Origin of the sequence: Streptomyces sp. NBC_00490, from assembly GCF_036013645.1 — a bacterium.
GTDB classification, from domain to species: domain Bacteria; phylum Actinomycetota; class Actinomycetes; order Streptomycetales; family Streptomycetaceae; genus Streptomyces; species Streptomyces canus_F.
This window is the reverse complement of the sequence record NZ_CP107869.1, coordinates 5,714,283-5,734,669: the sequence shown is the minus strand read 5'-3', so window position 1 is coordinate 5,734,669 and position 20,387 is coordinate 5,714,283. Positions and strand designations below refer to the sequence as shown.

Sequence of the window (20,387 nt, the reverse complement as noted above, 5' to 3'; positions counted from 1 at the left end):
CGTCCAGGTTATGGCCTCAGTTCCGCGCCAGTCCCACCAGCTCGAAGGCCGTCTTCCCGTCGAGGGACTCGCGGATGATGTCGGCGTGCCCGGCGTGCCGGGCCGTCTCGCGGATCAGGTGCAGAACCAGCCAGCGCAGGGAGACCGACTCGTCCGGCGGGAACCAGGGATCGTTCGGGAGCGGGAAGGTGTCGTCGAGGCTGGGCACCGCGCGGATGAACGCCTCCGTCTCGTCGGCGACCTTCTCCCAGTACGCCAGCTGCTGCTCCACGGTCTCGCCGTCGACCAGCACGAAACACTCGTGCCAGTTCGACTCGTCCCGCTTCACCGCCGGCGGCTCGCCCTTGGCCCGTGCCACCCAGCCCTGCTCGACCTCGGCCACGTGCTTGAGCAGGCCCGCCAGGGACAGCTCGCTCGCGCTGGGCCTGGCGGACGCCTGTTCGTCGGTGAGCCCGAGCAGGGCCCGGCGGATGCCGCCGCGCTGCTCGGCGAGGAAGGAGAGCAGTGCGCCGCGCTCGTCGCCGTGGGCCTCGGCTCGCACGTGAGTGACCATGACCGGCCGCCTTTCGTCTGTCGTCGGAGTCAGCTGGCTCTGCCTGACACCTACGAAGTTACGGGCCCTTGCGGTCAGGTTCTGTCCTCAATGGAGAAGGCGGAATGTCGAAGCCGACGTCCGGTCCCCGCGGGGACCGGACGTCGGCTCGGTTCGGTTCGGGGGTGGCCCGTCAGAACGGGAACCTGCTCCGTCCGTGCTGCACCGAGATCCACTTCAGCGTGGTGAAAGAGTCCAGCATCGTCTCGCCGTTGAGGCGGCCGACGCCGGAGCTCTTCTCGCCGCCGAAGGGGACGATCGGCTCGTCGTGGACGGTGCCGTCGTTGACGTGGAACATGCCGGTGTCGATGCGCTTGGCGAAGTTGACGCCGCGCTCGACGCTCGCGGTGTGGACGGCGCCGCTGAGGCCGTACGGGGTGTCGTTGACGACGCGGACCGCCTCCTCCTCGCCGTCGACCGGGATGAGGAAGGCGACCGGGCCGAAGACCTCCTGGTGGAGGAGGGCGGAGCCGGCCGGGATGCCGGTGAGGACCGACGGGGAGACCAGGTTGTCGGTCGTCTCACCGCGCACCAGGGCCGTCGCGCCCTCGGCGATCGCCTGCTCGACGGTGCTCGCGAGGGCGTCCGCCTGGGAGGAGTTGATGACCGGGCCGATCACCGTCTCCGGGTCACGCGGGTCGCCCACCTTGAGGCTCTTGACCTTCGCGACGAACTTCTCGGTGAACTCGTCGGCGATCGAGCGGTCCACGAGCACCCGGTTGGCGGCCATGCAGACCTGGCCCTGATGGACGTACCGGCTGAAGACCGCTGCGTCGACGGCGTAGTCGATGTCGGCGTCGTCGAGCACCACGATGGCGCTGTTGCCGCCGAGTTCGAGAACCGAACGCTTGAAGTGCGAGGCGGTGACGGTGGCGACGTGGCGGCCGACCTTGTCGGAGCCGGTGAAGGAGATGACCTTCGGGATGGGGTGCTCGATGAAGGCGTCACCGATCTCCGCGATGTCGGTGACGACGACATTGAGGAGGCCCTTGGGCAGGCCGGCGTCCTCGAAGATCTTCGCGACCAGGGTGCCGCCGGTGATCGGGGTGTTCTGGTGCGGCTTCAGTACGACGCCGTTGCCGAGCGCCAGCGCCGGGGCCACCGACTTGATCGACAGCAGGAACGGGAAGTTGAAGGGGCTGATGACGCCCACCACGCCCACCGGCACCCGGTAGACACGGTTCTCCTTGCCGTCGATCGGCGACGGGATGATGCGGCCCTCGGGGCGCAGCGACAGGTGGATCGCCTCGCGCAGGAACTCCTTGGCGAGGTGGAGCTCGAAGCCGGCCTTGACGCGCGTGCCGCCGAGCTCGGCGATGATCACGTCGGTGATCTCCTGCTCGCGCTCCTTGATCAGACCGAGCGCCTTCTCGAAGACCTCGCGGCGGGCGTAGGGGTTGGTGTCGGCCCACTGCTTCTGGGCGCGGGCCGCCGCCTGGTACGCCTCGTCGACCTCGTCGACCGTGGCTATGGTGATCGACGCCAGCTTCTCGCCGTCGTACGGATTGAAGTCGATGATGTCCCAGGAGCCGGTGCCCGGGCGCCACTCACCGTCGATGTACTGCTGGGCCAGATCAGTGAAGTACGACGACATGTGATCCCCAAATCGCTAGCAGACGCACGCGACGCGCGATCGACGTCACGGTCTGATCACGCGTCATCGTACTTGTGCGCCAAGCGAGTTGGGGACGCACAGCGATGTTCTGGGGAAAACCCTGGGAGAGTCGGCGGAGATCTCAGGAGAGTTGGAGGAGACCTCGTAGAAGGTCCCGGCTCTCGTCCGGTCCCGGGCTGTCCTGCTGGAGTTCCTTGAGCGCCTTCTCGTACTGGGCGACGTCCTCGCGCTTGTCCAGGTACAGGGCGCTGGTGAGCTGCTCCAGATAGACCACGTCCGAGAGGTCGGACTCGGGGAAGCTGAGCAGGGTGAAGGCGCCGGACTCGCCGGAGTGGCCGCCGAAGCCGAACGGCATGACCTGGAGCCGTACGTTGGGCCGCTGGGAGATCTCGATCAGATGCTGGAGCTGGCCGCGCATGACCTCGCGATCGCCGTACGGCCGACGCAGGGCCGCCTCGTCGAGGACGATGTGGAGCTCGGGACCGCCCTCTTCCGTGAGGTACTTCTGCCGCTCCAGGCGCAGGGCGACGCGCTTCTCGACGTCGGCCGCGCTCGCACCCTTCATGCCGCGCCGCACGACCGCGCGGGCGTAGGCCTCGGTCTGGAGCAGGCCGTGCACGAACTGCACCTCGTACACCCGGATCAGGGTGGCCGCGCCCTCCAGGCCGACATAGGTGGGGAACCAGCTCGGCAGGACGTCGGAGTAACTGTGCCACCAGCCCGCGACGTTGGCCTCGCGGGCGAGGGAGAGGAGGGAGGCGCGCTCCTGCTCGTCCGTGATGCCGTACAACGTCAGCAGATCCTCCACGTCCCGCGTCTTGAAGCTCACCCGGCCCAACTCCATCCGGCTGATCTTCGACTCCGAGGCGCGGATGGAATAGCCCGCGGCCTCGCGGGTGATTCCGCGTGCCTCACGCAGTCGCCTGAGTTGCGAGCCGAGCAGCATCCGCCGCACCACCGATCCGGGCTCTCCCGCGCTCACGTTCGCCAGCCTCCCCAGCCGTCTTCAGGAGCCGAAGTCTGCCACTAAAACACTTCGAGCTGTACTCGTCCGATTACAGAGATGGAAAGAAGCCAAAGATTCCACACAGCAGGAGGGGAGGAGAAGGCAAGAGAAGTAAGGAAGTTGGCGGAAAAAATGCCCAACAAGCGGTACGGGAACGTCCAATTCGGTCACGTGCACGTGCATCTGCACCTTGCATCTGCACTCCTCATCCGAAACCATGGTCCCGCGCAACCGCTGCATCGCAACGACCGCGAACTTCCGGGAGTGCCTCGCATGGGGACGAATGGATCGACCATGCTCGAGCCGTTACGGCAGGGCCTTCCGCCGCTGGATCCCGCGGCCGTGTCCAACGCCGCCTCCTGCGCTCTGCCCGCCCGCTACGAAGCGGTGCGCGAGGCACGGCAGTTCACCCGCAGAACGCTCGACCAGTGGGACATAGGCGACCGCTTCGACGACGTCTGTCTGGTCGTCTCCGAACTGGTCACCAACGCCCTGCGACACGGTCTGCCGACGAGCAACGGACACGCACCCGAACAGATTCCGCCCGTGCGACTCCACCTGATGCGCTGGACGGAGCGACTGGTGTGCGCGGTGCGCGATCCCAGCCATGACAGTCCGGTCGCGCGCGACTCGGACGACTTCTCGGCGGAGTCCGGGCGGGGCCTGTTCCTCGTCGACTCCTTCGCGGACGGCTGGGGTTGGCATCCGCTCGCTGGCACGCTCAACGGCAAGGTCGTCTGGGCGCTGTTCCGCCTGCAGTCGGCCGGGTGAGGCCCCGCGGCGTTTTTCGGTGCCCAGGTTCTACGCGCGTCACGGGGCGTGAGACGTCGATCGCCCTGAGTCCTCCGCACGGTGACGAGGCACCGGCCTCCGAAGGTCAGCCCACTACCAGGTGGTCGAACTCGCCGTCCTTCACCCCGAGCAGCATCGCCTCTATCTCGGCGCGCGTGTAGACGAGCGCCGGACCGTCGGGGAACCGGGAGTTGCGCACGGCCACGCCCCCGTCGGGGAGCCGCGCGAACTCCACGCAGGAACCCTGCGAGTTGCTGTGCCGGCTCTTCTGCCAGGCCACCCCGTTCAGCTCCGTGGCTGCCATGCCGTTGTACACGTCGTTGTACACGTCGTGGTCCACAGGTCGCTCCCCGGTGGTGCGGTGGCCTTGGGGCCATTGATGCAGTGGTCAACTGGTCCGGATCATAGCTCTGTTCACGTGCAGATGCATGAGCAGATGCACGTGCACGCGGGGTGGTCCTGTGATTACAGATGTGACGTACGGGGCACTGGTTACGTTCCCCCGGTACCCCGGCAGCTGGGCCGAACCCCCTCGTGCATGAGGAATAGACGCGTACGGCGCCCGTTGTGTTCCAAGCTTCACCTAATCGTGCGGAGGCAGAGTTCGGCCCCGGCGTGAACCGTGTCCACGCCGGGGCCTCGCAGGGGGCGTTCGATCAGCGGTTGCCGTACGGCAACAGTGCCATCTCCCGGGCGTTCTTGATGGCGCGGGCCAGCCTGCGCTGCTGCTGGGACGTGACGCGGGTGACCCGGCGGCTGCGGATCTTGCCGCGGTCGGAGATGAACTTCCGCAGCAGATCGGTGTCCTTGTAGTCGATGTAGGTGATCTTCGCCTGGTCCAGCGGGTTGGGCCGGTTCTTGGCGGGCTTGCGCTCGGGCTTGCGGGGCATGCGGGTCAGACCTCCAGGAGGGTGTCGAAGGCGGGCGGCAGCCGCTTCCAGGCGTCGCGGCCCGCGGCGTACTCGGTGTCGGTGAGCAGGCAGTGCTCCAGCAGCCGTTCGAGGCCGTCGCGGTCGAGGGCGGGCGACGTGAACACCAGGTGCTGGCAGCAGTCGCCGTGCTCGGGGTGCCAGTCCATCGCCGCGGCGGCCCGGCGCACCGCCGGGACCATCTCCCAGGCCGCGTCCGGCAGGGAGGCGAGCCAGGGGCCCACGCTCTCCACGCACAGCGCCCCGCCGGCCGCGTCCCAGTGCAGCAGCACGTCCGGCTTGTCGGCGAGCCAGAACCGGCCACGGCTGCGGGCGGCCGCGCAGGTGATGTCCTCCAGCGCCTCGTACAGCCGCTCGGGGTGGAAGGGGCGGCACCGGTGCCAGACCAGCGTGGAGACGCCGTGGGCGTCCGCCTCGGCGGGCAGGAGGGCACAGGCGGGGTGCTGGGCGGCGGCCGCGGCCTCCACGTCGAACCCGGCGAGGGCTGCCGCGGCCAAGGGCGAGCGTGCGGATGCCTGCACACCGGCTCGCGCAGCGGGCTCCGGGCCCGCCGGGTCGCCGTGGCCGATCGGGACCTGGCGGGCCGTCGGATGCAGTTGCGCGAGCAGCTCGCGGTCCTCGTCGTCGGCCTCCTCCGAGTCGGCCACGGCGAGGACGGGGGCGTACTCCAGCTGCCGGGCGAAGGTGTCGGCGACCGTGCGCTGGTCGGTCGCGGCGGCGGCGAGGCCGCGCTCGGCGAGGTCGTCGCCGTTGCCCAGGTACGGCAGGACCAGCGCCGGGTCGACGGCGGTGATGACGCCGGTGACGGTGAGCCCGCCGGCCGTGACGACCTCGGCCATGGCCTTGGGCTCCACCGAGTCCCACAGCTCGACGACCGCGAGCCGCGTGACACCGTCGTCGGCCAGCCGGAGCAGCTCCGGCACCAGGTCCTCGCGCAGCGCACAGCACGCGCAGTCGTTGACCAGGGGCGCCTCCCCCGCGGCGAGGATCCCGGAGGTGTCACGGACGGTCCGTACGACCGTGCCCGCCGCGGCCGTCGCCAGGTCGTGGTGGAGGACGACGCTGCCCGGCACGTCGGCGAGCAGCCGCTCGACGGCCGCCTTGCGGGCGTCGGCGTGCAGTCCGCCGACGATCACGACGGAGAGCATCAGCCGTTCTTTCCGTACCGGCGCTCGAAGCGCTCCACGCGTCCGGCGGTGTCCAGCACGCGCGCGGTGCCGGTGTAGAAGGGGTGGCTGACGTTCGAGATCTCGACGTCGACGACCGGGTAGGTGTGGCCGTCCTCCCACTCGATCGTCTTCTCGCTCGTCATCGTCGAGCGGGTCAGGAAGGTGTGGTTCGCGGCACGGTCCCGGAAGACGACCGGGCCGTAGGAGGGGTGGATTCCGTTGCGCATGGCGGTGGTCAGCGCTCCTCTCGGAAGTCGACGTGGCGGCGGACGAGCGGGTCGTACTTGCGGAGCGTCATACGGTCCGGGTCGTTGCGGCGGTTCTTGCGGGTGACGTAGGTGAAGCCGGTCCCCGCCGTGGACCGGAGCTTGATGACCGGGCGGAGTTCGTTGCGAGCCATGCTGGTATCTTACTGAAAATGAATTCCATTTACATAACCGCTTCGAGAGAGGTGCATCACCCGTGTCCGCCCACTGCATGCTGACCGGCGCCCAGCCCGGCTTCGGCAACCGCATCTCCCACTCCCACCGGCGCACGTCGCGCCGCTTCGACCCCAACATCCAGTCCAAGCGCTACTGGCTGCCCAGCGAGGGCCGCAACGTCCGGCTGCGGCTGAGCACGAAGGGGATCAAGACCGTCGACACAATCGGTATCGAGGCAGCCGTGGCGCGGATCCGCGCGCGCGGGGTGCGGGTCTGAGGGAGAAACCGCCATGGCGAAGAAGAGCAAGATCGCGAAGAACGAGAAGCGGCAGGAGATCGTCGCCCGGTACGCCGGGCGCCGCGCCGAGCTGAAGGAGATCATCCGGCGCCCGTCCTCGACGGACGCCGAACGGATCGCCGCCCGGCAGGAGCTGGACCGGCAGCCACGGGACGCCAGCGCCACGCGCGTACGCAACCGGGACCAGGTGGACGGGCGGCCGCGCGGCTACTACCGCGCCTTCGGCCTCTCCCGCGTCGGCCTCCGGGAGCAGGCGCACGCCGGATACCTGCCGGGGGTCCGCAAGTCCTCCTGGTAGCTTGCTGCGGTCGTTGCGTCGACCGCTACAGCTAGGAGCCTCCAGTGACTTCGGCGATCTTCTCGCGCACCACGTCACACCGGCGGATGCGGGTCGCGGCGGCCGCCGCCACGCTGGCGGGCGCACTCGCGCTGACCGCGTGCGGCGGGGACGGCGGCTCCGACGACGACTCCTCCCCGAGCACCGGTGCGTCGTCGACGGCGACCGCGGACACGGGAGGCGGAAGTGGCGGGTCAGCCTCCTCGTCCGCCTCCGCCTCGGACGAGCTCGCGGGCAGCTGGCTCGCCACCACCAAGGGCAAGGCCGTGGTGCTGATGGTGAACGGTACGGAGGCCGGACTCTTCGCGACCGGCGGGACCATCTGCAGCGGGACCGCGGGCGAGGAGGACGGCATGCGGATGATCCGCCTCACGTGCACGGACGGCAGCAAGGACCGGCAGACCGGCATGGTCGACTCGGTGAGCAAGACCGGCCTCAAGGTGACGTGGGAGGGCGGTCTGGGCACGGAGACGTACACCAAGTCGGAGGGCGGCCAACTGCCGTCCGGGCTGCCGACGGCGAGCCTGGGCTGACCCCCGTCACGGATCCCCGGCTTCGTGCGTGATGATCCACGCACGCCTTCACGCAGCACCCGAGCACTCAAGGACCCCTTCATGCGCGCCCTCCCCCTCGCCGCCGCCGTCCTCACCGCGGCCCTCACGCTGACCGCCTGCTCCGACGACGGGGACACCAAGGACAAGGCCGCCACGAGCAGCCCCCAGGGCGTCACCGCCTGCGCGATCGGCGCGATGAAGGTGCAGGTCGGACCCGCCAACGCCGCCCCCGCCGTCGGGGACACCGGCAATGTGCCCGTCACGATCACCAACGACAGCGGCGCCAAGTGCACCCTCGACGGCCTGCCCTCCGTCACCCTCGGCACGGTCGCCGTCGAGCCGGACCCGTCCGCCAAGGCCACGAGGACGACCCTCACGAAGGGCGCCGTGACCGCCTTCACGCTCACCTACGTCATGGGCGAGGCGGGCGGCGGCAAGAGCCTCGCCGTGTCGAAGGGGAGGTTCAGCCTGCCCGGCTCCTCCGAGACGTACGACTTCACGTGGTCCTACGGCGATGTCGCGGTCAAGAGCGACGGCAAGACCCCGGACGCCTCGGTGAGCGGGTTCCAGACGTCCGGCGACTAGGTCCTGTCGAGCCGCCGCCGGGACTTCACCTGCGCGCGGTCCGCCGCCTGTGAGCCCTCGACCCAGCCCGCCTCGTCACTGACGCCGCGCAGCCGGGTCGTGGTCGTCTCCGGGAACATCCGGTCGAGGCGGCCGGTGACCGCGACCTCGCGGGTGGCGAGCACCGGGAGCAGGTCCTCGCTCACCTGGGTCTCGGCCGCGGCACGCAGGCGGACCCCCACGCGGTGGGCGTAGGCCGCGAGGAAGGACTGCCTAAAGGTCTTGGTCCGCTTCCGGCCGCCCGCCCGCTGGGCCGCCTCCGCTCTGGTCATCGCCGTCGTGGCCTGGACGAGCAGGGAGGTGTAGAGCAGTTCCACGACCTCCAGATCGGGTTCGAAGCCGACGACCGTGGAGAAGGCGAGCGGTTCGTTCCACACCGCCTGGCAGTGGTTCGCCGTCGCCACCGCGTCCAGCAGCACCGCCTTGGCCTGCTCGTACGGCGGTTCGACCCCGATCCGGCAGGCGCCGGGGGTGTCGTGCGTGGGCGCCTGCGCGTCCAGGAGCGCCTCGTCGACGCTGTGCCGGGCCATCAGCTCCTGCGCCTTGGCACTGAGCGCCTCCGCCTCCTCCGGGTACTCCGTCCCCTCCGCCTTCGCGAGCAGCGCGCGGATGCGGGTGAGCATGCGGGACTCGGGGTGTGCGGTGCGGCCGGCCGACTCGTCGAGGGGCTCCAGGGCGGGCAGGCGGAGCAGCAGACGGTACAGCTCCAGGACCGCGGTGGCGCGGGAGAAACGGTCCTGTCGGGGGGCGTCGGGCGTCAGCTCCTCGAGCTGGGCCCGCCAGCGGGGGCCGCGCGCACGGTCGTCGGGCGCCTGCGCGTGGATCAGCGCCGATGCCAGGCGTACGTGTACGTCGTCCAGCTCCCGTCGCACGATCCGTACGACGTCGGCGGGCTGCCAGCCCCGTCGCCAGGCCGCCGCCACGAACTCCCGGCCCCGGCGGTCGAGTTCGGCGTCGGCGCTCTCGTCGGCGGCGAGGAGGGAGGCGGCCGTGTCGAGGGCGGAGTCGGCGTCCGTGTAGAGGGCCGCCTCGAAGGCGCGGTCGACGGTGCCGGGGGCACTGCTGCTGGTCACGGAGCGATCGTCTCACTCCCCGAAAATCGGGTGCCGCCGCCCGTGCGGGCTTCGAGCATGGCGCCATGGTGGACATGTCTCTCTACGCGGCCTTCCTCGTGGCCGCTTTCGCGCTCTGTGTGACTCCCGGCCCCGACATGATGTTCATCGTGGCGATGGGCGGACGCGGCGGCCCCGGGGCGGGGGTGATGGCGGCGTTCGGGGTGGCCTGTGCGATGTTCGTGCACACGGTGGCCGCGGCGCTCGGACTGTCGGCGCTGTTCCTGGCCCTGCCGACGCTGTACCACGTGCTGCGCTGGGCGGGCGCGGCCTATCTGCTGTACCTCGCGGTGAAGGCGTTCCGGGACCGCTCGCCGATCGGCGAGGGGACGGTGACCGGGCCGGGGATGCGGCGGGCCTTCTGGCAGGGGGCCGTGACCAACCTCCTCAACCCCAAGGTGATCCTCTTCAACGTGGCGTTCCTGCCCCAGTTCGTGGCGCCCGCGATGGGACACGTGTGGGAGCAGTTCCTGGTCCTCGGGCTCACGATCACGGTCATGGGCTTCGCGGTGGACGGCTCGATCGGGCTGCTCTCCGGGAAGCTCTCCGCGCTGCTGCGGCGCAGTCGCCGGGTGGCGCGGGGGCTCAACATCTTCAGCGGGACGGTGTTCACGGGGCTGGCGGTGCGATTGGTTGCCGCGTCGCCGAAATAAGGCCACGCACGCGTGGCGGACCCGGGCCGTCAACCGCGGGTTGACACCCCCTGCCTGTCAACCTACGGTTGACACATGACGACGAACCCCAACATCACGTCATCCGTACGCCTCGACGACCTCATCGCGGCCATCAAGAAGGTCCACGATCAGCCTCTCGACCAGCTCGAGGACGCGGTGATCGCGGCCGACCACCTCGGTGACGTGGCCGACCATCTGATCGGCCACTTCGTGGACCAGGCCCGCCGCTCGGGCGCCTCCTGGACGGACATCGGCAAGAGCATGGGCGTCACGCGCCAGGCCGCGCAGAAGCGGTTCGTGCCGAAGGAGGGCGCCGAGCCCGGCGCCGGCCAGGACTTCAGCCGCTTCACCACGCGCGCCCGCAACACGGTGATGGCCGCGCACAACGAGGCCGTCGCCGCCCGCAACGCCGAGGGCCGCCCCGAGCACCTGGTCCTCGGCCTGCTGGCCGAACCGGACGCCCTGGCCGCCAAGGCGATCACCGCACAGGGCGTCCTCCTCGACGTCGTACGCCAGGCCGCCACCGCCGCACTGCCACCGGCCGTCGAGGAGGCCCCGGAGCTCGTCCCCTACGGCTCCGACGCAAAGAAGGTCCTGGAACTCACCTTCCGCGAGGCCCTCCGCCTGGGCCACAACTACGTCGGCACCGAGCACATCCTGCTGGCCCTGCTGGAGTTCGAGAACGGCGAGGGCGTGCTGTCGGGCCTCGGCATCACGAAGGAGGCGGCGGAGGAGAACGTGACGACGGCGCTGGCGAAGATCCAGCAAGAGCGGGCCTGACTGATTCCCCTGGTCCGGGAGACCGCCGCCCGGCGGCGAGCGAAGGCCGTTGTCAGACCCTCCTGCGAGACTCGCCATCATGACCGACCGCTGGGCTCTCGCTCCGGCCGAGGACGGTGGCGTGGAGATCGCCCCCCTCGGGTCCGACGGGCTGCCCGCCGGACCGGTGCGGCGGGAGGGGGATCTCGCGGCGGCCGTGCGGGGGCGGCCCGAGGTGGCGCGGTGGGTGTGGCGGTCCACGGCCGAGGTGTATCCGCGACTGCTCGCCGCGGGGGTGCGAGTCGAGCGGTGCTACGACATCGAGGACGCCGAGACCCTGCTGCTGGGCCACGCGGGGAGGTACGGCGAGCCGCGCTCGGCCGCCGCCGCCCTGGCCCGGCTACATGGCGGCCCCGTACCGCCCGACCCGCCGCTGCGCTCGGCCGAACCCGGCTCGCAGTCCTCCCTCTTCGAACCGCAGGCCGTCCACCTGCCGCTCTCCGATCTCCTGGAGGTGTACGCCGACCAGCAGCGCCGCCAGGACGCCACCGCCCATCCCGACCGGATGCGGCTGCTGATCACCGCCGAGTCGGCCGGGATGCTGGTGGCCGCCGAGATGAACCGCGCGGGGCTGCCGTGGAGCGCCGACGTCCACCGGCAGGTGCTGCACGACATGCTCGGCGAGCGCTACGCAGGCGGCGGTGAGCCCCGGCGCCTCGCCGAACTCGCCGACGAGGTGTCCACGGCCTTCGGGCGCCGGGTCCGGCCCGACCTGCCCGCCGACGTGGTCAAGGCGTTCGCCCAGGCCGGCATCAAGGTGAACTCCACCCGCCGCTGGGAGCTCGAGTCGATCGACCACCCGGCCGTGAAGCCCCTGATCGAGTACAAGAAGCTGTACCGGATCTGGGTCGCCCATGGCTGGTCCTGGCTCCAGGACTGGGTGCGCGAAGGGCGGTTCCGGCCGGAGTTCCTGTGCCACGGCACGGTCACCGGCCGCTGGGTCACCAACGGCGGGGGCGCGCTGCAGATCCCCAAGGTCATCCGCCGGGCCGTCGTCGCCGACCCGGGCTGGCGGCTCGTCGTCGCCGACGCCGACCAGATGGAGCCGCGGGTGCTCGCGGCGATCTCCCGTGACCCCGGGCTGATGGAGGTGGCGGGCCGGGAGACCGACCTCTACCAGTCCGTCTCCGACCGCGCCTTCTCCGGCGACCGCGACCAGGCCAAGCTCGCCGTCCTCGGCGCGGTCTACGGCCAGACCTCCGGCGACGGCCTCAAGAACCTCGCCGCGCTCAGACGCCGCTTCCCCAAGGCGGTGGCGTACGTCGACGACGCGGCCCGCGCGGGCGAGGAAGGGCGGCTCGTACGGACCTGGCTCGGCCGGACCTGCCCACCGGCGGCGGGCGCGGGCGACGCCGCCGAGGAGGCGGGCATCCCGCAGGAGGACGCGCCCGAGACCTCCGCCGACGACGGCTGGGTACCGGGGTACGCCTCCCGCGACGCCCGCGCCCGGGGCCGCTTCGCCCGTAACTTCGTCGTCCAGGGCAGCGCCGCCGACTGGACCCTGCTGCTGCTCGCCGCGCTGCGGCAGACCTGTGCGGACATGGCGGCCGAGCTGGTCTTCTTCCAGCACGACGAGGTGATCGTGCACTGTCCCGAGGAGGAGACGGAGACGGTCGTCGCAGCGATCCGGGAGGCGGCGGAGCTGGCGGCGCGGCTGACGTTCGGACAGACGCCGGTGCGGTTCCCGTTCTCGACGTCGGTGGTGGAGTGCTACGCCGACGCCAAGTGACCGGCCCGCTGTGCGGACGCCGGATGATCAGCTGTCGCCGAGCAGTTCGCGCAGCTCGTCCACGACGGCCTTCTTGTCCGTCCCGTCCAGTGCGGCGAGGGCCGTACGCCACTGCGCGCACGCCTCCTCGAGGCGCCCCCGCTCCCGCAGCACCAGCCCGTACTGGTGGCGGGCGAGACCGCCCACATAGCCGTCGGCGCGGGCGTCCGCCCGGCTCAGCAGCTCGGCGCACTCGCTCTCGGCCCGGTCCATGAGGCCCAGCAGCCGCAGCGCCCGCACCAGACCGAGCCGGGACTGGGACTCGCCGTGCCAGTCCCCGTGACCGCCGAGGATGCGCCGGCTCTCCTCGAAGTGCGGTACGGCGGCGGCCGGTTCACCCAGGGTGAGATGGGCGTAGCCGATGTTGCAGTGCGCGGAGTGCTGCACGATGACGTTGCCGATCTCGGCGCCGATGGCGAGCGAGCGCCGGTGCTGCTCGATGGCGGCGCGGGGGTCGGTGTGCTCGTACAGATTGCCGAGGTGGCCGTAGGTCACCGCCTCGCCCCAGGGGTCGTCCAGCTGCCGTGACAGCTCCAGGCTCTGGCGCAGTGCCTCCCCGGACTCCTCGTACCGGCCGAGGTTCTCCAGCAGCAGGCCCCGGTTGGCGAGGCAGCGCCGGATCCTGGAGAGCACGCCGAGCCGCCGCCACAGGGCGAGGGAGTCGTCGGTGCGGGCGAGGGACTCGCCGTGCCGGCCGGTGAGGAAGTACAGGCCGGCGAGGTCTATCAGCGCGTACGCCTCGGCGACCTCGTCCCCGAACCGCCGGGCCAGCCGGAGCGCGGCCTGTCCGAGCGCCTCCATCTCCGATACCCGGCCGCCGCGTTGGAGGTAGGGGAAGAAGAGCCGCAGGAGGGTGGCGACGTGGGCGGCGGTGCGGTCGTCGGGGACGTCCGCGTACCGCTCGACCAGGGCGACGATGTTCTCCAGCTCGGCCGTGGCCCAGGCGAAGGCCTCTCCGGAGGAGGCGAAGGCGGGCACGGACAGCACGTGCGCCGTGTGCTCGGGCGGCTGCGCGGCGGTGGGGCGGCGGCGGTCGTCCTGGTCGAGGCCTGGCTCGACGATCGCGGTGAGGGTGCGTTCGACGACGGCCGTGTACCAGCGCACGGCGGTGCGGGCGACGTCCGGGGCGTGCCGGGTGTCCGCCAGTTCGCGGGCGAAGTCGCGGACCAGGTCGTGCGGGGCGTAGCGGCCGTACGCCGTCTCGTCCAGGAGCGCCACGTCGACGAGACGGTCGAGCGCGGCCTCGGCACGGCCGGTCTCGGTGCCGAGGAGCCGGGCGATGAGGGGCGCGCCGTACGTGGGCAGGTCGAGGGCGCCGAGCCGGCGCAGCGCGAGGGCGGCGTCGCGGTCGGTGCGGCGGCCGGAGGCGGCGAGCGCGTCGTGGGCGACGGCCAGGGAGCGGCGTACGGACAGGTCGTCGTACTCCAGGTGCCGCAACCTGTCCTCCGTGGCGGCCAGTTGGTCGGCCAGCACATCGGGGGTGAGGGCGCGGCGGGCGGCCAGGCGGGCGGCGACGATGCGCAGGGCGAGCGGGAGGCGGCCGGTGAGTTCGACGAGGGGATGGCCGGCGTCGATGCGGTCGGCGTCCTCGCCGCTGCCGCCGTCGTGGCCCTCGCGGCCGGACACCGTCCGCAGCAGTGCCGCGCTGTCCTCCGCCGACAGTGGGGCGAGCGGGAATCGGCGGGCCCCGTCGAGGGCGGTCAGCGGGGAGCGGCTGGTGACGATCACCGCGCAGCCGCTGCCGGCCGGCAGCAACTGCCGTACCTGTGCGGCGGTCGCGGCATCGTCCAGCACCATGAGCGTGCGCGTCGGCGCGAGCAGGGAGCGCAGCAACGCGGCGGCCGCGTCCGGGTGTTCGGGGATGGCGCGGGGGTCGGCGCCCACGTCGCGCAGGAGTGCGGTGAGCGCCTGGGCCGGCGTGAGGGGGGTCATGCCGGGGGTGGCGCCGTGCAGGTTGACGTACAGCTGGCCGTCGGGGAAGCGTTCCCGCAGGTCATGGGCGACGTGCAGGGCGAGTGCGCTCTTTCCCACCCCGGCCATGCCGCTGATGACGGCGACGGCGGTGGGCGCGTCGGACAGGGTCTGCCGTATCGCGTCGAGGACAGCTGTGCGGCCGGTGAAGTGGGCCGGCGGCGGAGGGAGTTGGGCCGGGCGGGGCGGGCCCGTGGGCATCCCCCCGGGCTCGGCGTCGACGGCTCCGGACTCGGCGTCGGCCGCTCCGGTCCCGGCCCCCGCGTCCTCGGCCCCGCCGACCGCACCGCCGACCGGCACGCCCCCGGCCGCACCCTCGCCGCTCCCCTCGCTCCCGGCGGACGCCCCCGTCGCCTCCCGCAACACCTCGACATGCGCCTCCCGCACCCCCGCCCCCGGCTCCACGCCGAGCTCCTCGACCAGCCGCGTCCGCAAGTCCCGGTGGACGGCCAGCGCCTCCGCCTGCCGCCCCGTCCGGTGCAGGGCCAGCATCAGCTGGCGGTGGAAGGCCTCGCGCAGCGGATGTTCGGCGGCCAGGGACGTCAGTTCGAGGACCAGACCGTCGAGCCGGTCCCCGACGGCGAGCTCGGCGTCGTAGCGCCACTCCAGAAGCAGCAGCCGTGCCTCCCGCAGGCGCTGCGCGAAGGCGTATCCGCCCAGTTCGGCCGGGAGACCGCTGAGCGGCGAGCCGCGCCACAGCGCGAGCCCCTCGCCGCACGCGCGCACCGTGCGTGCCCAGTCCCGCCCGGCGTGCGCGGCGCGCGCCTCGGCGACGTGGGTGTCGAAGACGTGGACGTCCAGCTCGCCCTGCTCGACCCGGAGCAGATAGCCGGGCGGTACGGCCCGCAGCCGCTCGGGGTCGTCGAGCAGCCGTCGCAGCCGGGTGACGTGGTTGTGCAGCGAGGCATGGGCGGAGGCGGGCGGCGCCCCTCCCCACAGCGCGTCCTTGAGGGAGTCGACCGAGACGGTACGGCCCGCCTCCAGAAGCAGCGCGGCCAGCAGCGTGCGCACCTTGGGGCTGCCCACCACCCGGGTCGCGCCGGCGTCGTAGAGAACCGGCGGCCCCAGCAGTCCGAACCGCAGCTCGCACGGCTTCACACCGAACCACTGCCTTCCCACGCGCCGCACCCGGCCGCGCTCCGCACTCGAAAACCCACCGCTTCTGGCGGGATTCCGCCCTCTGTACGGCGGTTTCCCGCCACGTACCGCTGCCCGGCGATCCGGCCGGAATCCGCTACCGTACCCGCCGTCCGAGGCCGCCGCTCGGCGACTTCGCGCCAATCGGCCGGTGGCCCCGCGGAGGACCGCTGGCCACATGTTAGCGATCTGTTAGCGCTGCCTGATGTGATCACTTCATCGGATCTGGCCCGAGGGTGCGCGCGTACGACGCGTTGCTCGGGGGAGTGTCGCCGTCGTGGCCGGATCCGGGGACGCGAGAGGCCCCGGTCGCCGGAGGTGAGCGACCGGGGCCCTCGTCCCTTCTCAGATGACGGGCGGCCGTCCCAGCCGTGTGAGCCGCCAGACCGTGCGCCAGCGCATGGGCCGCCGCTCCCCCGCCGGTTCCCGTATCCCTTCCGCGAACCCGCCGAACCAGGCGCGCAGCCCGGCCGCCGACCGGTTCCGCAGGAGGGTGAGCAGCACCCAGACCCCGAGATGGACCGGGATGAGCGCGAGCGGCAGCCGGCGCCGGGCCAGCCAGACGCGGTTGCGGGCGTTCACGCGGTAGTAGACGGCGTGCCGGGCGGGCGAGGTCTTCGGGTGCTGGAGCAGCAGTTCGGGCGCGTACAGGATCCGCCAGCCCGCGTCGGCGGCCCGCCACGCCAGGTCGGTCTCCTCGTGCGCGAAGAAGAACCGGGCCGGCCAGTCCCCGATCTCGTCGAGCATCGCCATGCGGAAGCCGTGCCCGCCGCCGAGGAAGCCGGTCACATATCCGCCGCGCAGCGGATCGGAGGCGCCGACCCGGGGCACGTGCCGCTGCTGGGTCTCCCCGAGCTCGTCGGCGATCCGGAAGCCCACGACGCCGAGTTGCCCGTCGGCGGCGAACAACTCCCGTACCCGCCGCAGCACATCGGCGTCGACGAGCAGCCCGTCGTCGTCCAGCTCGACGACGACGTCGACGTCCCCGAACTCCCGCAGCCGCGCGAGCCCGACGTTGCGCCCGCCGGGACAGCCGAGGTTCTCCTCCAGCTCCACGACGGTGACTTCACCGGGCAGCGACAGCCGCTCGGCGAACTCCGGCAGCCGGCAGCCGTTCCCGACGATCACGATCCGGGTGGGCGCCACGTCCTGCTTGGCCACCGACTCCAGCAGCGCGTCGACCTCCTCCGGCCGGTTCCCCATGGTCACGACGGCGACGGCGACGCGTAGCGCCTCCCCCATGCCCTCACCTCATCCCGGCTCGCAAGTACCGCCGCGATGCTAGCCGTTCACGGTAAGGACGTCTCATGTACCCGGGTTCGCCGCGTGGCCCGTACGCCGGTTCTCCTTCCGGCGTACGAACTTCAGCCCCGACCAGTCCTCCCCCAGCGCCGCCACCTTCACGTCGACGACGCCGAGCGGGAGGAAGATCTCCCGCAGATCGTTCTCGCCGATGTCGCTGACATGACCGGCCGCCTTCCGGGGCCAGGCGATCCACAGCATGGCGTCGTCGGCGAGGCCGGCCACGAGCCGGGCCGCCTCGGCCGCCAGCTCCCGTCGCTCCCGGTAGAAGGCGACGCCGACATCGACCCCGCGGGGCCCGCCTTCCACCACCTGGCACCCCTCGGGCAGCCCGGGAATGTCCCACGCCTCGGGCGCGTGCCGCAGCCCCACCCGCTGCCCGCCCTTGATGCCGATCTTCCGGGCGAGGGGCGTACCGGAGTATCCGCTCGTCACGCACATCACCTCCGCTCCTCCCATCGTGACGGCCCGGGCCGGGTATGTCCGCCTGCGGAGGCGGACTTGGCGACGTGCCTCGCGGCCCGGGTGGCGGACACGTCCCACCGCGAAGTGCGGGGCCCGCTCCCGGACGGCGGCGGGGCGGGAGGGATCGTGGTCCGGCGCGGGAGCCGGTGATCAGTTCGCAGTGGGGCGCCGAGGTGGAGAGGCGGCTGTCGCGGGCGTCGGAGGCGGTACGACCGGACGGGCCGACACACTGAAGGGTGAACCGTCAGCGTCCGTCCGGTTCGCCCGCCCGCCCCGGGAGGTCCTGCTCCGCCCAGATGATCTTTCCGGACCGGGTGTAGCGGGTCCCCCAGCGGCGGGTCATCTGAGCGACCAGGAACAGGCCCCTTCCACCCTCGTCGGTCGTCCGCGCATGGCCCATCCGGGGCGAGGTGTTGCTGGCGTCGGACACCTCGCAGATCAGCTTGTCGTGGCGGACCATCCGCAGTCTGACGGGTCCGGTGCCGTGCCGGATTGCGTTGGTGACCAGCTCGCTGACCACCAGTTCGGTGGTCATGGCCAGGTCGTCCAGCTGCCATCCGAGCAACTGGCGGACGGCCAGCTTCCGGGCGCTCGCGACGATCGCCGGATCCGTCGGCAGGTCCCACGAGGCGACGCGGTCGGTGCCCAGCGCATGCGGCCGGGCCAGCAGGAGGGCGACGTCGTCGGTCTGCGGGCCGGTCAGCAGGTTGTTCACGACCGTCGAGCACAGCTCCTCCAGCGGCAGACCGGACTGCGCGAGCACATCGCTGAGGCGGGACAGCCCGACGTCGATGTCCTGGTCGCTGCTCTCGATGAGGCCGTCGGTGTAGAGGGCGATCAGGCTCCCCTCGGGCAGGGAGATCTCGGCGGACTCGAAGGGCAGCGAGCCGAGACCCAGCGGAGGGCCCGCCGGAAGGTCCGGGAAGGAGACCTTGCCGCCGGGGGTGACCACGGCGGGCGGCGGATGTCCCGCCCGGGCCATGGTGCACAGCTGGGTGACCGGGTCGTAGATGGCGTAGAGGCAGGTGGCGCCCAGTACCGCCGTGGCGATGGGCTCGTCGTCGCCGCCCTTCTCCTCCGTCAGGCGGATCACCAGGTCGTCCAGGTGGGCCAGCAGCTCGTCGGGCGGCAGGTCCATGTCGGCGAGCGTCTGTACGGCGGTACGCAGTCTGCCCATGGTCGCCGCGGCGTTGAGACCGTGCCCGACGACGTCACCGACGACCAGGGCGACCCGGGCGCCGGACAGCTGGATCACGTCGAACCAGTCGCCGCTCACCCCGCCCCGGGCATCGGCCGGCAGATAGCGCGAGGCCACCTCCATGGCGGTCCCGCCGTTGAGCCCCTGCGGGAGCAGACTCCGTTGCAGGGCCAGCGCCGCGGCATGTTCACGGGTGTAGCGGCGGGCGTTCTCCACCCACACCGCGGCCCGGCCGACCAGCTCTTCGGCGAGGAGCAGATCGTCCTCCTCGAACGGCTGCGGATGCTCCGTGCGGATGAAGGTCGCCACTCCCAGCACGGTGCCGCGCGCGGACAGCGGCACCCACATCACCGAGTGCATCCCGAACTCCGCGATGCTCTTGGCCCGTGCCGGGTCCTGCCCGATCCACGGGGCGGTGGCGGGGTCCAGGACGGGTTCCAGCACCGCCCTGCCGTTGACCATGGTCTCGTAGTACGGCGAGGACTCGGGTGCGTCGATCGAGTCGCCGGTGGTGACCACCGACTCCGGGCAGCCCTCGTGGATGGACTGCTGTCCGGCACGCCGTACCAGGAACGTGCTGCCGGCCGGCCCCGAGCCGGGTTCGTCGCCGTGCAGCACCGCTTCCCGCAGATCGACGGTCACGAAGTCGGCGAGCCGCGGTACCGAGAAGTCGGCCAGCTCCTGGGCGGTCCGCATCACGTTCAGCGTGCCGCCGATACAGGCGCTGGCCTCGCTGAGCAGGGCCAGGCGCTCGCGGGCCCGCCATCGGTCGGTGACGTCCATGCCCATGTAGCAGACGCCCAGCGGGTTGCCGTCCGGGGCGTCGAGCCGGAAGAAGGACGTGGAGTACGCGTGTTCCTGGTGCGGATCCGCCCAGGTCCAGCCCCGGTACTCGTAGTCGATGACCGGCACGCCGGTCTCCAGCACCTGCCGCATCTTCGCTTCGAGCACCTCGGTGTTCAGCCCTGGCAGCGAGTCCGACATCCGGTGCCCGAACCGCTCCTCGCGCGGCACACCGCCGTAGCGCTCCAGGGTGTCGTTCATCCACACGTACCGCAGGTCCGGGCTGAGCATGGCCATGCCGAGCGGGGAGCGGGTGAGGAAGGCCTCCAGCACCTCCCCGCTGACCGCCCAGGTCGGAGCCTTCGACACGTCGATCGCCGATACGAGCCAGGCCTTGCGGTCGTCGGTGTCGGACATCGCGGTCACCCGCAGTCCCACCTCGAGGCGGCGGCCGTCACGGTGCCGGGCGCCCACCAGGCCGACCCAGCTCTCCCGGCTCCCGCACTGCTCGGCGACCTCGGCCGCTCGTGACGCGTCCTCGGACCGGGCCAGCAGCGTGGCGGCGGAGCGGTCGAGGATGTCCGCCGCGCGGTATCCCAGGAGCCGCTCGGCGGCCCCTGTCCAGCCGATGACCGTGCCCTTCGCGTCGATCACCGCGGCAGCCACATTCGCCATCTCGAACGGTCCATGCGGTCCGTCCGGTGCGACCTCCTTGGGGACCTTCATGTCAGCCGTCCCATCTGGAGGGTGGCATATGGCTCATTCTATGGCGTAGCCCCCGGCACTGCTCCTTCCGGAGCGCTCCCGGACCCCTCCCGGC

21 protein-coding genes are annotated in these 20,387 nt (G+C 71.6%); 8 read left to right on the top strand and 13 right to left on the bottom strand.

Annotation, left to right across the window (positions count from 1 at the left end; translation table 11 throughout):
- Positions 1–16 precede the first annotated feature (16 nt).
- The 3 genes from OG381_RS26085 to OG381_RS26075 all read right to left on the bottom strand — a co-directional run bounded on the left by OG381_RS26085 (position 17) and on the right by OG381_RS26075 (position 3,153).
- Complete coding sequence (locus OG381_RS26085) at positions 17–553, bottom strand: DinB family protein (RefSeq protein WP_327718499.1); 537 nt, start codon at positions 551–553, stop codon at positions 17–19.
- A gap of 172 nt (positions 554–725) precedes the next feature.
- The gene (locus OG381_RS26080) at positions 726–2,186 is read right to left on the bottom strand and encodes an aldehyde dehydrogenase family protein (RefSeq protein WP_327718498.1); all 1,461 of its coding nucleotides are present in this window, start codon (positions 2,184–2,186) and stop codon (positions 726–728) included.
- Positions 2,187–2,328: 142 nt separating this feature from the next.
- Entirely contained in the window at positions 2,329–3,153 is an 825-nt protein-coding gene (locus OG381_RS26075) for a helix-turn-helix domain-containing protein (RefSeq protein ID WP_327722559.1), read from the bottom strand.
- A gap of 333 nt (positions 3,154–3,486) precedes the next feature.
- On the opposite strand from OG381_RS26075, the gene OG381_RS26070 reads away from it, so the two are divergent.
- The gene (locus tag OG381_RS26070) at positions 3,487–3,984 is read left to right on the top strand and encodes an ATP-binding protein (RefSeq protein WP_443061936.1); all 498 of its coding nucleotides are present in this window, start codon (positions 3,487–3,489) and stop codon (positions 3,982–3,984) included.
- A 106-nt stretch (positions 3,985–4,090) separates the two neighbouring features.
- Here the strand turns inward: OG381_RS26070 and OG381_RS26065 are convergent, their stop codons facing one another.
- The 5 genes from OG381_RS26065 to rpmG form a co-directional block, all read right to left on the bottom strand.
- The gene (locus OG381_RS26065) at positions 4,091–4,345 is read right to left on the bottom strand and encodes a DUF397 domain-containing protein (RefSeq protein ID WP_266823915.1); all 255 of its coding nucleotides are present in this window, start codon (positions 4,343–4,345) and stop codon (positions 4,091–4,093) included.
- A 316-nt stretch (positions 4,346–4,661) separates the two neighbouring features.
- Complete coding sequence (gene rpsR / locus OG381_RS26060) at positions 4,662–4,895, bottom strand: 30S ribosomal protein S18 (RefSeq protein WP_046260355.1); 234 nt, start codon at positions 4,893–4,895, stop codon at positions 4,662–4,664.
- 5 nt (positions 4,896–4,900) lie between these two features.
- Complete coding sequence (locus OG381_RS26055; protein ID WP_327718496.1) at positions 4,901–6,082, bottom strand: CobW family GTP-binding protein; 1,182 nt, start codon at positions 6,080–6,082, stop codon at positions 4,901–4,903.
- Positions 6,082–6,330: a type B 50S ribosomal protein L31 gene (locus OG381_RS26050; protein ID WP_327718495.1), complete on the bottom strand. Its 249-nt coding sequence runs from the start codon at positions 6,328–6,330 to the stop codon at positions 6,082–6,084. Before OG381_RS26050 ends, OG381_RS26055 begins: the two co-directional genes overlap by 1 nt.
- A gap of 8 nt (positions 6,331–6,338) precedes the next feature.
- The gene (gene rpmG / locus OG381_RS26045) at positions 6,339–6,503 is read right to left on the bottom strand and encodes a 50S ribosomal protein L33 (protein ID WP_307027713.1); all 165 of its coding nucleotides are present in this window, start codon (positions 6,501–6,503) and stop codon (positions 6,339–6,341) included.
- Between the two features lie 62 nt (positions 6,504–6,565).
- Here rpmG and rpmB point away from each other — a divergent pair, with 62 nt between their 5' ends.
- From rpmB to OG381_RS26025, 4 genes are all read left to right on the top strand, one after another.
- A complete protein-coding gene (gene rpmB, locus OG381_RS26040; protein ID WP_046260351.1) occupies positions 6,566–6,802 on the top strand; it encodes a 50S ribosomal protein L28 in 237 nt (78 codons plus the stop codon).
- Positions 6,803–6,815: 13 nt separating this feature from the next.
- The gene (rpsN, locus tag OG381_RS26035; protein ID WP_307027715.1) at positions 6,816–7,121 is read left to right on the top strand and encodes a 30S ribosomal protein S14; all 306 of its coding nucleotides are present in this window, start codon (positions 6,816–6,818) and stop codon (positions 7,119–7,121) included.
- A 44-nt stretch (positions 7,122–7,165) separates the two neighbouring features.
- Positions 7,166–7,693, top strand: a complete 528-nt coding sequence (locus OG381_RS26030; RefSeq protein ID WP_327718493.1) for a hypothetical protein — start codon at positions 7,166–7,168, stop codon at positions 7,691–7,693.
- Positions 7,694–7,774: 81 nt separating this feature from the next.
- Positions 7,775–8,299: a DUF4232 domain-containing protein gene (locus OG381_RS26025; RefSeq protein ID WP_327718492.1), complete on the top strand. Its 525-nt coding sequence runs from the start codon at positions 7,775–7,777 to the stop codon at positions 8,297–8,299.
- On the opposite strand, the gene OG381_RS26020 is transcribed toward OG381_RS26025, so the two are convergent.
- Complete coding sequence (locus tag OG381_RS26020) at positions 8,296–9,411, bottom strand: DUF2786 domain-containing protein (protein WP_327718491.1); 1,116 nt, start codon at positions 9,409–9,411, stop codon at positions 8,296–8,298. The genes OG381_RS26025 and OG381_RS26020 overlap by 4 nt on opposite strands.
- Before the next feature lie 65 nt (positions 9,412–9,476).
- Here OG381_RS26020 and OG381_RS26015 point away from each other — a divergent pair, with 65 nt between their 5' ends.
- The 3 genes from OG381_RS26015 (at position 9,477) to OG381_RS26005 (ending at position 12,672) form a co-directional block, all read left to right on the top strand.
- Entirely contained in the window at positions 9,477–10,103 is a 627-nt protein-coding gene (locus OG381_RS26015; RefSeq protein ID WP_327718490.1) for a LysE family translocator, read from the top strand.
- A 75-nt stretch (positions 10,104–10,178) separates the two neighbouring features.
- On the top strand, positions 10,179–10,904 hold the full coding sequence (locus OG381_RS26010; protein ID WP_327718489.1) for a Clp protease N-terminal domain-containing protein: 726 nt from the start codon (positions 10,179–10,181) through the stop codon (positions 10,902–10,904).
- A 79-nt stretch (positions 10,905–10,983) separates the two neighbouring features.
- Positions 10,984–12,672, top strand: a complete 1,689-nt coding sequence (locus OG381_RS26005) for a bifunctional 3'-5' exonuclease/DNA polymerase (protein WP_327718488.1) — start codon at positions 10,984–10,986, stop codon at positions 12,670–12,672.
- Positions 12,673–12,699: 27 nt separating this feature from the next.
- Here OG381_RS26005 and OG381_RS26000 read toward each other — a convergent pair whose 3' ends face one another.
- The 4 genes from OG381_RS26000 to OG381_RS25985 all read right to left on the bottom strand — a co-directional run bounded on the left by OG381_RS26000 (position 12,700) and on the right by OG381_RS25985 (position 20,293).
- Positions 12,700–15,780, bottom strand: coding sequence for a BTAD domain-containing putative transcriptional regulator (locus OG381_RS26000; RefSeq protein ID WP_443062045.1), 3,081 nt, complete (start codon positions 15,778–15,780; stop codon positions 12,700–12,702).
- A 384-nt stretch (positions 15,781–16,164) separates the two neighbouring features.
- Positions 16,165–17,061: a glycosyltransferase family 2 protein gene (locus tag OG381_RS25995; RefSeq protein WP_327718485.1), complete on the bottom strand. Its 897-nt coding sequence runs from the start codon at positions 17,059–17,061 to the stop codon at positions 16,165–16,167.
- Positions 17,062–17,124: 63 nt separating this feature from the next.
- Complete coding sequence (locus OG381_RS25990; protein WP_327718484.1) at positions 17,125–17,562, bottom strand: DUF3052 domain-containing protein; 438 nt, start codon at positions 17,560–17,562, stop codon at positions 17,125–17,127.
- A 268-nt stretch (positions 17,563–17,830) separates the two neighbouring features.
- Positions 17,831–20,293: a SpoIIE family protein phosphatase gene (locus OG381_RS25985; protein ID WP_327718482.1), complete on the bottom strand. Its 2,463-nt coding sequence runs from the start codon at positions 20,291–20,293 to the stop codon at positions 17,831–17,833.
- Between the last annotated feature and the right edge of the window lie 94 nt (positions 20,294–20,387).